Raw genomic sequence first — 14,053 nt, 5'->3', positions numbered from 1 at the left:
AGTCCTACCACCTTAAGGAGCGTTCTCTATGGCTGTTGGTCTTGGCCCGTTGTCTACCCTGCACCCGGTTCCAGGTTTCGAGCTGGGCATCGCTTCGGCGGGCATCAAACGCCCAGGACGCAAGGATGTGGTAGTGATGCGATGTGCCGAAGGCTCCAGCGTAGCGGGTGTGTTTACCCTCAATGCGTTTTGCGCCGCGCCGGTCATCCTGGCCAAGAAGCGTGTGCTGGGCAGCGTGCGTTACCTGCTGACCAATACCGGAAACGCCAACGCCGGTACCGGCGAGCCGGGCCTGCAGAATGCCACGCGCACCTGTGCTGCCCTGGCGCAGCTGACTGGGGTGGATGAAGGCGCCGTGCTGCCGTTCTCCACCGGGGTAATTGGTGAGCCGCTGCCGGTCGAGAAGATCGAAGGCGCACTGCAGGCCGCTCTCGACGATTTGTCCGAGAACCACTGGGCCGAAGCTGCCACCGGCATCATGACCACCGATACCCTGCCCAAGGGTGCCAGCCGTCAGTTCGTGCACGATGGTGTCACCGTTACTGTGACCGGTATCAGCAAGGGCGCCGGGATGATCAAGCCGAACATGGCGACCATGCTCGGTTATATCGCCACCGACGCCAAGGTCGCCCAGGCCGTGCTGCAGGATCTGTTGCGCGATGCGGCGAACAAGTCGTTCAACCGCATCACCATCGATGGCGATACCTCGACCAACGACTGCTGCATGCTGATCGCCACTGGCAAGGCCGTCTTGCCGGAAATTACCCAGGCCAGCGGCGACCTGTTCGCCAAACTCAAGGAAGCGGTGTTCGGCGTGTGTATGGAGGTGGCCCAGGCCATCGTGCGCGACGGCGAAGGCGCGACCAAGTTCGTCACCGTGCAGGTCAATGGCGGCGCAACCCATCAGGAATGCTTGGACGTCGGTTATGCCGTGGCCCATTCGCCACTGATCAAGACCGCGCTGTTTGCCTCCGACCCGAATTGGGGGCGTATTCTCGCCGCTGTGGGACGGGCGGGTGTGGCACAACTGGATGTCAGCCTGATCGATGTATTCCTCGGTGATGTGTGCATCGCCAGTCGTGGTTGCCGCGCCGCCAGCTATACCGAGGAGCAGGGCGCTGCGGTGATGGCCAAGGAAGAAATCACCATTCGTATCGAGCTGGGTCGCGGCAGCTGCAGCGAGACGATCTGGACTACCGACCTGTCCCACGAGTACGTGAAGATCAACGCCGAATACCGCACCTGATCCGCCACGCCCCGGCTGTTTGATTGCCTGCATTCCCGTTGTTCATGCCCCTATGAGCAACGGGAATTTGCTATTGCGTGAGTCGCCTTTTAAGGTCGTTCGACCTTCTTGCATCGAGTGCAGCCCATGTCCCTTACTCTGGTTATCGGTGACAAAACCTATTCGTCCTGGTCGCTGCGTGCGGCGTTGGCCTTGGAACTCACCGGCGCGCCCTATACCGAGCAGCTGATTATCCTGAACCGGCCCGATACCCGTGCGCGAATTCTGCAGCATTCGCCGACGGGCAAGGTGCCGCTGCTGATCAGCGACGATGGCGCCATCTGGGATTCCCTGGCGATTGGCGAATACCTGGCCGAGTGTTTTCCCGCTGCCCAGCTATGGCCGCAAGCGCGGGTTGCCCGCGCGCTGGCACGCAGTGCCTGTGCCGAAATGCACAGCGGTTTTGTTGCGCTGCGCAGTCATCTGCCGATGGACCTCAAGCGTAATCAGGCGCTGGCAGAAATACCCGCCGATGCCGCGGCCGATATCCAGCGTATCTGTGCCCTGTGGGTCGAGTGTCGACAGCGCTTTGGCCAGGGCGGTGGCTTTCTGTTTGGTCAGCCCTGCCTGGCCGATGCCTTCTTCGCTCCGGTGGCGGCGCGCTTGCGCAGTTATCAGGTGGCGCTGCCGGCAGAGGCTGCCGCCTATGTCGAGACGATCTATCAGTGGCCGGCGTTTCAGCACTGGTACCAGGCTGCTCAGGAGGAACATCTGGCGTGAAGCGTATCCATGTAGCCGCTGCGGTTATCCGCGGTGTGGATGGGCAGATTCTGCTCGCCAAGCGCCCTGATGATAAGCATCAGGGCGGCCTCTGGGAGTTTCCCGGTGGCAAGGTCGAGGCCAGTGAGGCGGTGCAGGCTGCCTTGGCCCGTGAGCTGGAAGAGGAGCTGGGCATTCGCCCCAGTGCCGCGCGGCCGCTGATTCAGGTGCGTCACGATTACCCAGACAAACAGGTGCTGCTGGATGTCTGGGAAGTCTCGGCTTATACCGGTGAGCCCCATGGCGCCGAAGGCCAACCGCTGGCCTGGGTCAGCCCACGGCAGTTGGGAGACTATGAATTTCCCGCCGCCAACCAGCCGATTGTCGCAGCGGCGCGCTTGCCCGAGCGTTATCTGATCACCCCCGAGGGGCTGAGCGGTCCTGAGTTGCTGCGCGGTATCCAGGCGGCGCTGAAAAACGGTATTCGTTTGCTGCAACTGCGTGCCCCAGCGATGTTCGATGCGCAGTACCGCGACATTGCCGTCGATGCCCTTGGCCTCTGTGCGGGCAAGGCGCAGCTGATGCTCAAGGGGCCGTTGGAGTGGCTGGGTGACTTTCCCGCTGCCGGCTGGCACCTGACCGCGCAGCAGTTACGTGAATTGAGCGCAGGTGGCCGGCCGTTTCCAGCGCAGCGCTGGTTAGCTGCCTCCTGTCACAGCGCGCAGGAACTTGAGCTGGCCACGCAGATGGGCGTGGATTTCATCACCCTGTCACCCGTAGAAGCCACCCAGACCCATCCCGATGCACAGCCGCTGGGCTGGGCGCAGGTTGCCGAGCTGCTGCAGGGCTTTAATCAGCCGGCCTATTTGCTCGGCGGTGTTACCCCGACCGACGTAGAGCGGGCCTGGCAGGTAGGCGCCCAAGGCGTGGCGGGAATTCGCGCGTTCTGGCCGGAGTAGCTGCCACCTTCGGGTAAAGGACGTTATAGTCGCGCCCTCAAATGGTGCGTTACAGGTGAGCGGTTGAGGGTGCAAAGCATCAAAGCGTGGTTGAAGGGCTTCTGGCCGGCGCCCATGGCGGTCAGTCTGAGTGAGCGGACGTTGAGCTGTGTGGGCGCGGTGCTGGGGCTGCTGTTCAGTGGCTGGCTCTGTCATGAGGTGCTCGGCAGTGCCAGCCCCTGGCTGATCGCACCTATGGGGGCGTCGGCGGTGCTGTTGTTTGCCGTGCCGGCCAGCCCATTGGCACAGCCCTGGTCGATTCTCGGTGGCAACCTGATCTCCGCTCTAATTGGCGTGACTTGCGCTACCTGGCTTGGCCACGACGCATGGGTGGCCGCCTTGGCTGGTGGCTTGGCGATTGCCGGAATGTTTGCCCTGCGCTGTTTGCACCCGCCAGGTGGTGCGGTGGCATTGACCGCGGTGCTGGCAGGCCCGGAAGTGGCTCAACTGGGCTATCACTTTGCCCTCTACCCGGTGGGGCTGAACTCCATTGGCTTGCTGCTGATCGCGCTGCTGTTCAATAACGCCTTACGCCGCCAGTACCCGCACTGTCCGCTTGAGCATGGCAACGTGCACAAGACCCGCGATCCGATCCCCCGCGATCGTCTGGGTTTCACCCCGGCAGATCTGGATGCTGTGCTCAATGCGCGTGGCGAGCTACTCGATATCTCCCGCGAAGACCTGGAGGAAATTCTCCTGCAAACCGAGGCGCGGGCTTATCAGCGGCGCTTCGGTGAAGTGCGTTGCGGCGACATCATGTCCCTTGATGTACAGACCCTCACGAAGCACACCAGCCTCGCCGAGGCGCGTTTGAGCCTGCATGAACATCGGTTAAGCGCTATGCCGGTGCTTAACCCACAGGGCGAATTGCAGGGCATGCTCAGCCTACACGACCTGTTGCTGGCCGACGTCGATACACAAACGGTCAGCCAGTGTATGCAGCGCCAGGCACCGACCTGCCGCGCCGACTGGCCGGTGACTTACCTGCTGCAGATGCTTACCGATACCGACGTGCATCGGCTGCCCGTTGTGGATGAGCACCGTCGCTTGCTGGGTATCGTCAGCCAGACTGACCTGCTGGCGGCGTTGTTCCGTATGTCACTGCAGAGTCCCGCGCCGGGGGCGGGTTAAACCTGGGGCTGAGTTATCCTGTGTTTCCGCCGCCTGCTGTTGAGTGTGTTCATGTCTGTTGAAGCCCGTTCCCCCTCGAATATGCGCCCCAGCACCCTGCACTTGCCGCGTGGCAACTGGGCGACGGTGTTCGAGTGCCTGTGCGCGCATTTCCCGGCGATTACCCCGGCGGTGTGGCAGGAACGGATCGCCCGTGGTCGGGTGCTGGACGCTCAAGGCCAACCGCTTGGCATGGCTACGATGTATCGCGAAGGGCTCAAGGTGCACTATTTTCGCGAGGTGCCGGCAGAGACGCCGATTCCCTTTGAAGAAACCCTGCTGCATGTCGATGAGCATCTGCTGGTGGCCGATAAGCCGCATTTCCTACCTGTGATGCCCGCTGGCGAATACGTCGAGCAGACCCTGCAGGCACGGTTGGCCAAGCGCCTGGGCAATGCCGATCTGGTGCCGCTGCACCGGATTGACCGGCACACCGCCGGGCTGGTGCTGTTTTCCACCAATCGGCAGAGCCGTGGCCAGTACCAGGCGCTGTTTCGTTTGCGGCAGATGGACAAGTGCTATGAGGCGCTGGCGGCGCCTTTGCCGCAGCTGCAGTTTCCGCTGCTGCGGGCGACCCGACTGGAGGGCGCTGAGCCGTTTTTCCGCATGCAGGAAGTCGCCGGTGAGGCCAATAGCGAAACCCGTATCGAAGTCGCCCAGCGTCTGAGTGAGCACTGGCTTTACCGGCTGCATCCGGTAACGGGAAAGAAGCATCAGTTGCGCGTACACCTGGCCGCGATGGGTGCCCCGATCCTCAATGATCCCTTCTATCCCGAGGTTACGGATGCACCGGATACGCCGGATGACTACAGCAAACCGCTAAAACTGCTGGCCAAGGGTCTGAGCTTTATTGACCCACTGACCGGTGAGCGGCGGAGCTTCGAAAGCCAGCTTAGTCTGCTCTGATGTCGTAGGGTGGATGGCGCTTTATCCATCCACCAACCCGTAATGGTGGATGAAAAAACGTCATCCACCCTACATGGCTGGCTCAGTATCCCGGATGTAATCCGGGGATGGTGTTCCCTATTGTTTCGCAGCAGCCTGCCAGAGTGCTTCAGCGATACCCTGACGTTTGGCGATCAGTCGCGCGGTGACAAACAGCAGGTCGGACAGGCGGTTGATGTAGGCCAGACCGACGCCGCGGATCGGCTCCACGGCGTTCAGGTGCTGACAACGGCGCTCGGCGCTGCGGGCCAGGCTGCGGCAGACGTGAGCTTGGGCAATCAGTCGCGAGCCGCCGGGCAGGATAAAGTTTTCCAGCGGGCCGACTTCTTCATTCCAGCGGTCGATAGCCGCTTCCAGTCGCTCGATTTCCGCGGCCTGCAGGGCCTGATAGTCGGGCATCGCCAGTTCGCCGCCGAGGTCGAACAGGCGGTGCTGACAAGGTGCGAGCACCTCGATGACTTCGGCAAGTCCAGGCCATTTACTTTGTTGCTCGGTAAGATCGGCCAGCAGCAGGCCGATATGGCTGTTTAGCGTATCCACCTCGCCAATAGCTTCCACTCGTGGGTGGTCCTTTCCGACTCTGCGGCCATCGGCCAGACCAGTTTCGCCAGCGTCGCCGGTGCGCGTGTAGATTTTCGAGAGGCGGTAACCCATGTTCAAAGACCTGTGTCAGGAGTGGCTATGGCCAGTGGTAGGCGCAGGGTGAAGCAAGTGCCTTGGCTGGCCTTGGACTGCACTTCCATCTGCCCTTTGTGATTGTTGGTGATGATGAAGTAGGAGACCGACAGGCCAAGCCCGGTGCCCTGACCGACTTCCTTGGTGGTGAAAAACGGCTCGAAGATGCGCTTGCGCACGGGCTCGGGCATGCCGACGCCATTATCCTCCACCTGGATTTCCGCCCAGGGCGGCGCCAGGCGTACGCGTAGGGTAATTTGCCCCGGTATCGCGCAGTCGTCGCGCTGATGGATGGCTTGGGCGGCGTTCTTCAATAGGTTGAGTAGCACCTGCTCCAACTCGTTGGCGGTGGCCGGCACCAGGGGGAGGTCGGCGGCAAACTCGCGTTGGATGTTCAGGCTCTTGAAGTCGAAGCTGTCGGTCAGGTCGAAATCATTGCTGGCGATTTCCACGGCCTGATCAATCAAGGCGGGCAGGTTGCAGGGCGCCAGTTGACGGTCACTGCGACGGCTGAAATTGAGCATATGGCTGACGATCTTCGCTGCGCGACTGCCGGCTTGCTGGATGCCGTCGAGCAGGCGTGGAATCTCTCGGGCATTCAGGTAGCGGTCGATGTCTTCGAGGCAGATGCCGGCCTGTTCGGCCTGTTCGCGGTTCTTTTCCAGCTCGGGTGACAGGCGCCGGCGGATGTTCTGCACGTTGTGCAGGATGGCGCCCAGCGGGTTGTTGATCTCGTGCGCCATGCCGGCGGCCAGACCGCCGACCGAGAGCATCTTCTCCGATTGCACCATCATCTCTTCCAGATTGAGGCGCTGGGTGATGTCGTCGATGCGGATCACCACACCACGGCCGCTGCCGCCCGTCAGCGGGTAAAAAGTCAGGGCAAAGTGATGCGGCTGCTCATTGCTACCCCAGGTGACCCGCTCGATTTTTTCCACCTGATGCTGCTCGACAGTACGCCTTAGCTGCGGCAGGAAGGGCTTGAGAGGGGGGAAGGCGAGAAAGATCGGTTGGTTCAGTGCCTCGTCCAGGCGGGTTCCGGAGAGGCTGCTGGCCTCCTGGTTCCATTGCGTGACGTAGAGTTGCTCGTCGAGGGCGATCAGCGCCGAGGGCATGGAGTCGATGATGCTGTTGAGGTACTTCTGAAAGCCGGTGAGCTTTTTCTCGATCTTGCCACGCACCTGTACTTCCAGCTCCAGTTTGCGATTGGAGTGGCGGGTTTCCTCGGCCAGGTGCTGGGCCTGGTCGAAGGCTTCCTGGGCATCGTCACGGGCACGTTTGAGTTGCTGCTCGCGGGCCTCGATGCGCACCAGCATGGTGTTGAAGGCATCGGCCAGGCTGCCGATCTCGTCGCGATTGCCGCGTCGCGCGCGCAGGGCGTAGTTCTCTTCGCGGGTGACCTGGCGTGAGAGTTCCTCCAGGCGTCGGATCGGCCGGGTGATCAGGCGGCGCACCTGGCGCGAGACAATCAGCCAGAACAGAACGCTCAAGGCGAGAATCACCAGGCTGGCAGTCAGGGTGCCTGTGTAGAACACCCCCGGCAGCTCGCTGGAGGCAACTAGCAGCAGATGGCCAGAGTTGCCCGTGACTTGCGGCAGTTCGACCAGCTGGTTGATGCGAAACTCGCTGTGGCGCCAGGACTCGACCTCTTCGACGCGCTGCGGCAGCTGTAGTTTGGTGCCACGCTGCAGCTGCGCTAGGTTCAAACCCTTGGCGTCATAGATCACGGCCGCACGCAGCGGCGCGTAGTCATCCAGGCGCCGAAGCAGTTTTTCGGCGGCAGTGGGGGAGCTCAGTGCTTCCTTGCTCAGTGGCGGGCTGGCAATCAGCCTGCCGAGTGTATGCAAGGCTTGAGGCGCCACGCTTTCCTGAGAAATCCAGTAGGCCGCGCTGATAAAGGCCAGGTTGGCCACCAGCAATACGGTGGCGAGCAAGGCCAGCAGGGCGACCAGCAGCTTGCGGCCGACCGGTAGGTTTTCGAGGCTTTGACGCAGGTGCATGGCGGGCTGTCGCGGTGACGGAAGTGCAGGCAGGTTAACGCGGGCCTCAGTGGCGGGGCAATCCGCGTGCATCAAGGTGGGCCAGCAGCTGGCCGTGCAGTGCTTGCAGATGCGGCAGCACCAATTGATGACGGTGCGCAGCGTTACAGGCGTAACCCAGCAGGTAGGCGATTTCCGTGCGGCGACCCTGGCTGACATCCTGGTGCATGGACGAGTAGTTGGCGGCAGTGGCCTGGATCACCCGTAGTACTTCGTTGTGCAAGTCCTCGGCGGCAGTGCTGTGACCGCATGTATGCAGCAGTTCGCTCAGCTCGCTGCACAGGCAGGCGACCTGCGCTGGATGCTCACACAATCCGCCATTGCGGCAGTCATGCAGCACGGTCAGCGGGTTGATCGCGCAGTTCAGCGCCAGTTTGCGCCATAGGCGGCTGAGGATATCCAGGCTCCAGTCATGGGCAATGCCTGCACGGCGCAGGTCCTCCAACCAGTTGGGCGGTTGCAGTTCACGCGGGTCGCCGAGCCAGGTATGGCCATGGCCGGCAAACACCACCTGAAAATCCGCCTGACGAAACGCACCTTCGGTGCTGGAGGCAAAGATGCAACGCGCTTGCGGTGCTACGCGGGCGACTTCGTCCTGGCTGCCCAGGCCGTTCTGTAGCAAGAGGATTTCGGCGCCAGATGCCAGGCGTGGAGCCAGTTGGCTCACCGCGGCTGCGGCGTCATAGGCTTTACAGCTCAGTAGCAGGCGTTGGATCGGCTCGGGGTGATCCGCCGTTTGCGCTGGGATGGCGTAGTGCTGCGCCTGGCCCTGTTCAACCAGGGTCAGCCCGCCGGCCTGTTGGTAACTGTGCAGGCGCGCCGAATCGCGCAGGATCAGCTGTACTGGCAAGCCCGCGCGCGCCAGGCGCGCCGCCCACAGAGTGCCGAGGCTGCCGGCACCGAGGATATGCCACATATGTTGTGCGGCTTATTGCGGCAAGGACAGGCGCAAGGCGGTCACCAGCCCAGTGCTGTGCGATTCGGGCAATAGCCTGCTGGCGTGATCGGTGATCTGTTCCGGTGTGATGGGTAGGCCTTTGGCATCCAGACCAACCAGGCTGATCCCGGCTTTGAGGCTAATAAAGCCTTCGCTGGTCTTGAACGCCTTGAGATTAATCCCTTCGTGCAGGCGCTTGAAGCTGCTCGGTGAGCATTCGTGCAGATCAGTCAGCAGGGTGATCAGGCCGAAGTGGTTTTCATCCAGGCGCACCAGTACATCCAGTGGCCGCACCAGCTGTTGCAGGCGTCGAGCCACACCGGTGAGCAGTTCATTGTAGAAGGCATCGCCATATTGCTGGTGCAGCTCGGGCATGTCTTGCAGGCCGATCATCAAGTAGCACAGCGCGCCGCCGCGGGATTCGACCTGTCGCAGGCTGTCGAGCATCTTCTGGTGCAGGTAACGGTTATTACCCAGGCCGGTGAGCGGGTCGATCAGGTTGCGCTGCTCCAGGCTGGCAATGTTTTCGGTGAGCAGACGGTTTTCCTGCAGTAGACGCTGCAAAGTGTTGCACAGGCGATCGGCGGCATAGACCCGCGGTACCAGTTGCTCATTCATCGCTGACTTGCTGATGAAATCATCGACGCCGCTATCGAAGGCTTCGCCCAGTACGTTTTCGCCTTCTTTGCCGGTGAGCAGGATGACGTAGGTGTAGTGGTGGGCCATTTCATCGAACTGGCGTACCTGTACGGTCAGCTCCAGGCCGTTCATCTCCGGCATCAGCCAGTCGGCAAGCAAGACGCTGGCTGGGCGCTGTTCAAGCAAGCTGATGGCTTCGGCGGCGCTGCTGGCAAAACGGAGGTCCTGATAGCCCGCCTGGCTCAGGGCGCGCCCGATCATGGCGCTGGAGAACTTGGCGTCATCGACGACCAAAATACTCAGGTGGGGGTTGGGCATGGGCAGGCTCGCTAGGGGAAATCATGTGGGCCCGGTACATCGCCGGGCAGTGTGTGTTGCTACCGCTATATAATGGCCGGGTTTTTTTACCGTCAAGCCAGGCGTGTCCCATTCGTGATGCAGGGCGCGCCGTCTATCAGGAGTAAGCCCATGCCCTCGTTCGACGTGGTGTCCGAGTTGGACAAACATGAAGTTACCAACGCCATCGACAGTGCTATCAAAGAGCTGGACCGTCGTTATGACCTACGCGGTAAAGGTAGCTTTGAGCTGAAAGAGCTGACTGTCAACCTGACAGCCGACGCGGATTTTCAGTTGGAGCAGATGGTTGAGATTCTCAAGCTCTGCCTGGTCAAGCGCAAGATCGATGTGCAGTGTCTGGAGTTCAAGGACGCCTATGCGTCGGGCAAGAGCGTCAAGCAGGAGGTGATTCTGCGTGAAGGCATTGAAAAGGACTTGGCGAAGAAGATCGTCGCACACGTCAAGGACAGCAAACTCAAGGTGCAGGCCGCCATTCAAGGCGAGCAGGTGCGTATCACTGGCAAGAAGCGTGATGACCTGCAGGAGGCTATTGCCGCCCTGCGCGCCAAGGACTTCGGTATGCCATTGCAGTACAACAACTTCAGAGATTGAATAAGCATCTTGAACCCTGCTTCCTGATAATGGTGGCAACGGTGCATGTGCAGTAAAAACAGCCACAGTTCTTTGTGGCTGTTTGTTTTTCAAGGGTCAAATAGGATTTACAGATGGATATGAATGTTGAACAACTGGTGAAAATGTCAGAGGCCTGGTTGCCTGTCGTGCTTGAGTACAGTGGCAAACTGACACTGGCTTTGGTCACGTTGCTGATCGGTTGGTGGCTGGTAGGAAAACTCATCAATAGCATTAGCCGTTTGCTCAATATGCGTCAGGTCGACCGGGCGTTGGGTAGTTTTATCTGTAGCCTAGTCAGCATCGTGCTGAAAGTTTTGTTGTTGGTGAGTGTGGCCTCGATGATCGGGGTTGAGACCACTTCCTTTATCGCGGTAATCGGTGCCGCTGGCTTGGCGATTGGTCTGGCACTGCAAGGCAGCCTGGCAAATTTTGCCGGTGGCGTGCTGATCATGCTGTTTCGTCCATTTCGTGCCGGTGATTGGATTGAAGCTCAAGGTGTTTCCGGCAGTGTCGACAGTATTCAGATTTTCCACACCACGCTGAAGACTGCAGATAACAAAGTGGTGATCGTACCCAACGGCAATCTGTCGAATGGCCATATCACCAACTACTCGCGTGAGCCCAAGCGGCGGGCCGATATCAATGTGGGTATCGACTACTCCAGTGATATCAAGCAGGCCCGCGACGTGCTGTTGGCTATCGCCCAGGATCCGCGTGTACACCGTGACCCAGAGCCGGTGGTGTTTGTGACCGGGCTGGGTGACAGTGCGGTCAATTTGTCACTGCGCGTGTGGGTATCGACGCCGGACTTTTGGCCAGTAACGTTTACCTTCACTGAGCAGGCAAAAGAGCGCCTGACTGAGGCGGGCATTGGTATTCCATTCCCGCAGCGGGTGGTGCACTTGGTACAGCAGCCCTCTGCGTGAGGGCGCGCAGGATTAGCGGCGAGTGGCGTTGTAGAGCGTTTTAAACGTTCGGCCAAGCGCTTGCTGGTAGTGGCCGATCAGGCTTTGCCAATCGGCCTGATCCCAGGGGGAGTGGCGCCGCAACTGCAGCATGTCGTGCAAAGCGGCCTGCTTGCTGGTGAGGCGCCTGCGGCATTTCTCCAAGTCGAGCAATGCCACCTCGCAAGTCAGCGCCTGACCTTCACCGCTGACGCGCACAAAAATATGTTTGATATAGATGCAGCCATGTTGCCAGCGTGCGCTATGCAGGCTGGCCAGGCTTTGCGCCACTTTCTGCAGCAGTTGCTGATGCAGGGTTTCGCCGTACTGCTCGCGGCCGTTACCTGCGTACCAGTCATCAAGGGGCTGAAAGCCTTCCAGTGCCTTGGTCACTAGCAGCGCGCGCCAGCCCTGGGGGTTGTGCTCGGCGGCGCAATAGACAATTTCCGGGACGGTTACGCCCGCTTTGCGGGCACCGAGCAGTGCATCTCGCTCGCGCAGCACGGTGGGGCGGCCAAAAGGGTGAAGCAGGCTGCGGTGGATATGCCCCGTTTGACGCTTGGCATAGAGCAGCGTGTCGTCCTTCCAGATGCGTTGCACGCCACTCTGTCCGCCGCGACGATCATTGGGCTCTTCGACCCATTCGCCCTGGATCTGCCACCAGCTATCGAGGCTGGCCGGGCTAAAGAAACTGCTGACGTTACTGAATGCTACGGTCATGGTCTGCCCTTTTGTGAATATCACAATGGAGCAAGACTCTTGCCAGTTTGTTCAGTCAGGCTGCTGGGCGGTACTTGCCGAGGTGACATCGTTCGCCAGAGGCCGCTCGCGCCGCCATTGCAGAAGGATCAGGATCAGCGTCGGAATGCCCAGCAAAGCGGTGATCAGAAAGAACTGGGCGTAACCGTAATTTTCCACCATCACCCCAGAGTAACCGCCGATCAGCCGCGGCAGCAGCAGCATGATGGAGCTGAGCAGGGCGTACTGGGTAGCGGAGAACTTCAGGTTGGTCAGGCTCGACAGGTAGGCAACAAATGCGGCGGTGGCCAGGCCTGCGCTGAAGTTGTCGGCGGAAATGGTCACGATCAGCATCTGCAGGTCTGCGCCCATGCCAGTGAGCATAAGGAACAGCAGGTTGGTCGCGGCCGAGGCGGCGCCGCCGATAAACAGGATCGGCATAATGCCGAAACGCACAATCAGCAGGCCGCCAAAGCCTGCGCCAATCAAGGTCATCACCAGGCCGAACAGCTTACTGACACTGGCGATCTGATCCTTGGTAAAGCCCTGGTCGATATAGAACACGTTGGCCATCACGCCCATCACAGTGTCCGACATGCGATAGGTGGCGATCAGCCCCAGCAGCAGGAAGGCCTGCCAGCGGTAACGCACGATAAAGTCGTTAACCGGAGTCAGTACCGGCGCCAAGCCGCGGCGGCCCATGGTGGAGAGGCACAGGCTAGTGAGAATGGTGTAGAGCAGGGCGCGCAGGAAGGCGCGGTCTTCCAGCAATAGGTCAAGCAGGCTTGCTTCGCCGTTTACCAGGCTGGCGAAGTCGGTGTGATAGAGCTGGGTAAACATCGCGGGCACTGAGACCAGCAACACAATCAGTACCAATACCGACACAATTTGATGGCTGAAACCATAACGCGCAGCGTCCAGCTGGGTACGCAGCGGTACATCCGGTTCGCGCATCCACAGGCTGGTCAGCAGACCGGGCAGCATCAGCAGAGCAAATAGCAGGTAGGTACCGGCCCAGGCGCCGTGCTGATAGAGCAGGGCCGTAGAACCAAAGCCTTCGGCGAAATACAGCGCGCCGGCGGTAGCCAGGAGGGCTGCGACGCGGTAACCGGCCATATAGCTCGCGGCCAGTGCTGCCTGGCGGGTGTCGTCGACGATTTCCAAGCGGTAGGCGTCGACGGCGATGTCCTGGGTGGCCGAGGCGAAGGCCACCAGCACGGCCAGGGAAATCAGCCAAGTCAGGTGGGTTTGCGGGTCGCACAGGGCCATTCCTGCCAAGCCAATGGCGATCAGAATCTGCGACAGCACCAACCAGGAGCGTCGGCGACCCAGTTTGCCCAGCAATGGCAGGCGCCATTGGTCGAGTAGCGGCGACCAGACCCATTTGAAGGCGTATGCCAAGCCGATCAGGCTGGCAAAACCAATGGTGTCGCGGGCCACGCCGGCTTCGCGCAGCCAGACAGAAAGGGTGGAGAACACCAACATATAGGGCAGGCCAGCGGCGAACCCTAGAAGCAGCAGCACCAAAGTTGAGGGGCTGGAGTAGGCAGCAATGGCGTCACGCCAGCTTTTACGGGGCATTGAAGGGGTATCAGCCTGATTTTGACCTAATAAAGGGCGCACTCTACCCGCTGTGCTCCATTGGGCGCCAGCCATAGCGGGCTATATCCACCCGATCGTTATGGATTTGCACGCCTTCGTCACGTAGACGGTTGCGTTGCTCTGCGCCGGAGAGGCTGCCCGCAGGCAAACTGAGGCGACCGCCTGCGGCAATTACCCGGTGCCAGGGCAGAGTGCTGCCGTCCGGTAACTGACTGAGGGTACGCCCTACCCAGCGCGCTGCGCGGCCCAGGCCTGCATATGCGGCCAACTGGCCATAGCTCACCACGCTGCCCGTCGGTACTTGAGCTAATACGCCATAAAGTGCCGTGCGCCGCTCAAGCTGGCTTGCTGTCGGTTGGACCGGCGCGGCATGCTTCGCTACCTCTTCTGGCTGGCTCTTTGGCGCTTCCATC

Annotated in this window: 14 protein-coding genes; 7 read left to right on the top strand and 7 right to left on the bottom strand. The window is 60.7% G+C overall.

Going from position 1 to position 14,053, the window contains the following annotated elements:
- The first annotated feature begins 28 nt into the window (after window positions 1-28).
- The 5 genes from argJ (at window position 29) to AACX99_RS19760 (ending at window position 5,058) form a co-directional block, all read left to right on the top strand.
- Window positions 29-1,246 carry a bifunctional glutamate N-acetyltransferase/amino-acid acetyltransferase ArgJ gene (gene argJ, locus AACX99_RS19780; protein WP_339414142.1) on the top strand — a complete coding sequence of 406 codons (1,218 nt, stop codon included), beginning with the start codon at window positions 29-31 and terminating at the stop codon, window positions 1,244-1,246.
- Between the two features lie 126 nt (window positions 1,247-1,372).
- Window positions 1,373-2,005, top strand: a complete 633-nt coding sequence (locus tag AACX99_RS19775; RefSeq protein ID WP_339414141.1) for a glutathione S-transferase family protein — start codon at window positions 1,373-1,375, stop codon at window positions 2,003-2,005.
- Window positions 2,002-2,943, top strand: a complete 942-nt coding sequence (locus AACX99_RS19770; RefSeq protein WP_339414140.1) for a Nudix family hydrolase — start codon at window positions 2,002-2,004, stop codon at window positions 2,941-2,943. The genes AACX99_RS19775 and AACX99_RS19770 overlap by 4 nt, the downstream gene beginning before the upstream one ends.
- A gap of 114 nt (window positions 2,944-3,057) precedes the next feature.
- Window positions 3,058-4,113 (top strand): HPP family protein, encoded by a 1,056-nt coding sequence (locus AACX99_RS19765; protein WP_339414139.1) that lies wholly within the window; start codon window positions 3,058-3,060, stop codon window positions 4,111-4,113.
- A 51-nt stretch (window positions 4,114-4,164) separates the two neighbouring features.
- The gene (locus AACX99_RS19760; RefSeq protein WP_339414138.1) at window positions 4,165-5,058 is read left to right on the top strand and encodes an RluA family pseudouridine synthase; all 894 of its coding nucleotides are present in this window, start codon (window positions 4,165-4,167) and stop codon (window positions 5,056-5,058) included.
- A gap of 117 nt (window positions 5,059-5,175) precedes the next feature.
- Here AACX99_RS19760 and AACX99_RS19755 read toward each other — a convergent pair whose 3' ends face one another.
- From AACX99_RS19755 to AACX99_RS19740, 4 genes are read right to left on the bottom strand one after another with little or no spacing between them, the layout of a single operon-like run.
- Window positions 5,176-5,751: a cob(I)yrinic acid a,c-diamide adenosyltransferase gene (locus AACX99_RS19755; protein WP_339414137.1), complete on the bottom strand. Its 576-nt coding sequence runs from the start codon at window positions 5,749-5,751 to the stop codon at window positions 5,176-5,178.
- 2 nt (window positions 5,752-5,753) lie between these two features.
- Complete coding sequence (locus AACX99_RS19750; protein ID WP_339414136.1) at window positions 5,754-7,772, bottom strand: sensor histidine kinase; 2,019 nt, start codon at window positions 7,770-7,772, stop codon at window positions 5,754-5,756.
- 46 nt (window positions 7,773-7,818) lie between these two features.
- Entirely contained in the window at window positions 7,819-8,727 is a 909-nt protein-coding gene (locus AACX99_RS19745; protein WP_339414135.1) for a putative 2-dehydropantoate 2-reductase, read from the bottom strand.
- Between the two features lie 12 nt (window positions 8,728-8,739).
- The gene (locus tag AACX99_RS19740; RefSeq protein WP_339414134.1) at window positions 8,740-9,705 is read right to left on the bottom strand and encodes a GGDEF domain-containing response regulator; all 966 of its coding nucleotides are present in this window, start codon (window positions 9,703-9,705) and stop codon (window positions 8,740-8,742) included.
- A 150-nt stretch (window positions 9,706-9,855) separates the two neighbouring features.
- Here AACX99_RS19740 and AACX99_RS19735 point away from each other — a divergent pair, with 150 nt between their 5' ends.
- Window positions 9,856-10,335 (top strand): YajQ family cyclic di-GMP-binding protein, encoded by a 480-nt coding sequence (locus AACX99_RS19735; protein ID WP_339414133.1) that lies wholly within the window; start codon window positions 9,856-9,858, stop codon window positions 10,333-10,335.
- A gap of 113 nt (window positions 10,336-10,448) precedes the next feature.
- Window positions 10,449-11,282 (top strand): mechanosensitive ion channel family protein, encoded by an 834-nt coding sequence (locus AACX99_RS19730; RefSeq protein ID WP_339414132.1) that lies wholly within the window; start codon window positions 10,449-10,451, stop codon window positions 11,280-11,282.
- A gap of 12 nt (window positions 11,283-11,294) precedes the next feature.
- Here the strand turns inward: AACX99_RS19730 and AACX99_RS19725 are convergent, their stop codons facing one another.
- From AACX99_RS19725 to AACX99_RS19715, 3 genes are read right to left on the bottom strand one after another with little or no spacing between them, the layout of a single operon-like run.
- On the bottom strand, window positions 11,295-12,020 hold the full coding sequence (locus AACX99_RS19725) for a lipopolysaccharide kinase InaA family protein (RefSeq protein WP_339414131.1): 726 nt from the start codon (window positions 12,018-12,020) through the stop codon (window positions 11,295-11,297).
- Between the two features lie 51 nt (window positions 12,021-12,071).
- The gene (locus AACX99_RS19720; protein WP_339414129.1) at window positions 12,072-13,619 is read right to left on the bottom strand and encodes an AmpG family muropeptide MFS transporter; all 1,548 of its coding nucleotides are present in this window, start codon (window positions 13,617-13,619) and stop codon (window positions 12,072-12,074) included.
- A 43-nt stretch (window positions 13,620-13,662) separates the two neighbouring features.
- The gene (locus AACX99_RS19715) at window positions 13,663-14,052 is read right to left on the bottom strand and encodes an MGMT family protein (protein ID WP_339414172.1); all 390 of its coding nucleotides are present in this window, start codon (window positions 14,050-14,052) and stop codon (window positions 13,663-13,665) included.
- Window position 14,053: the final 1 nt, after the last annotated feature.

Origin of the sequence: Pseudomonas sp. EA_35y_Pfl2_R5 (assembly GCF_963970805.1) — a bacterium.
GTDB lineage: Bacteria > Pseudomonadota > Gammaproteobacteria > Pseudomonadales > Pseudomonadaceae > Aquipseudomonas.
Note: the sequence above shows the minus strand (reverse complement) of the source record. Positions and strands in the feature narration are given on the sequence as shown.

Bases quoted from the DNA above. Each gene is read 5' to 3' on its own strand.
- AACX99_RS19745 (WP_339414135.1), bottom strand. From the start codon at position 8,727: ATGTGGCATATCCTCGGTGCCGGCAGCCTCGGCACTCTGTGGGCGGCG.
- AACX99_RS19715 (WP_339414172.1), bottom strand. From the start codon at position 14,052: ATGGAAGCGCCAAAGAGCCAGCCAGAAGAGGTAGCGAAGCATGCCGCG.
- AACX99_RS19750 (WP_339414136.1), bottom strand. From the start codon at position 7,772: ATGCACCTGCGTCAAAGCCTCGAAAACCTACCGGTCGGCCGCAAGCTG.
- AACX99_RS19765 (WP_339414139.1), top strand. From the start codon at position 3,058: ATGGCGGTCAGTCTGAGTGAGCGGACGTTGAGCTGTGTGGGCGCGGTG.
- AACX99_RS19740 (WP_339414134.1), bottom strand. From the start codon at position 9,705: ATGCCCAACCCCCACCTGAGTATTTTGGTCGTCGATGACGCCAAGTTC.
- AACX99_RS19755 (WP_339414137.1), bottom strand. From the start codon at position 5,751: ATGGGTTACCGCCTCTCGAAAATCTACACGCGCACCGGCGACGCTGGC.
- AACX99_RS19730 (WP_339414132.1), top strand. From the start codon at position 10,449: ATGGATATGAATGTTGAACAACTGGTGAAAATGTCAGAGGCCTGGTTG.
- argJ (WP_339414142.1), top strand. From the start codon at position 29: ATGGCTGTTGGTCTTGGCCCGTTGTCTACCCTGCACCCGGTTCCAGGT.
- AACX99_RS19760 (WP_339414138.1), top strand. From the start codon at position 4,165: ATGTCTGTTGAAGCCCGTTCCCCCTCGAATATGCGCCCCAGCACCCTG.
- AACX99_RS19775 (WP_339414141.1), top strand. From the start codon at position 1,373: ATGTCCCTTACTCTGGTTATCGGTGACAAAACCTATTCGTCCTGGTCG.
- AACX99_RS19725 (WP_339414131.1), bottom strand. From the start codon at position 12,020: ATGACCGTAGCATTCAGTAACGTCAGCAGTTTCTTTAGCCCGGCCAGC.
- AACX99_RS19720 (WP_339414129.1), bottom strand. From the start codon at position 13,619: ATGCCCCGTAAAAGCTGGCGTGACGCCATTGCTGCCTACTCCAGCCCC.
- AACX99_RS19735 (WP_339414133.1), top strand. From the start codon at position 9,856: ATGCCCTCGTTCGACGTGGTGTCCGAGTTGGACAAACATGAAGTTACC.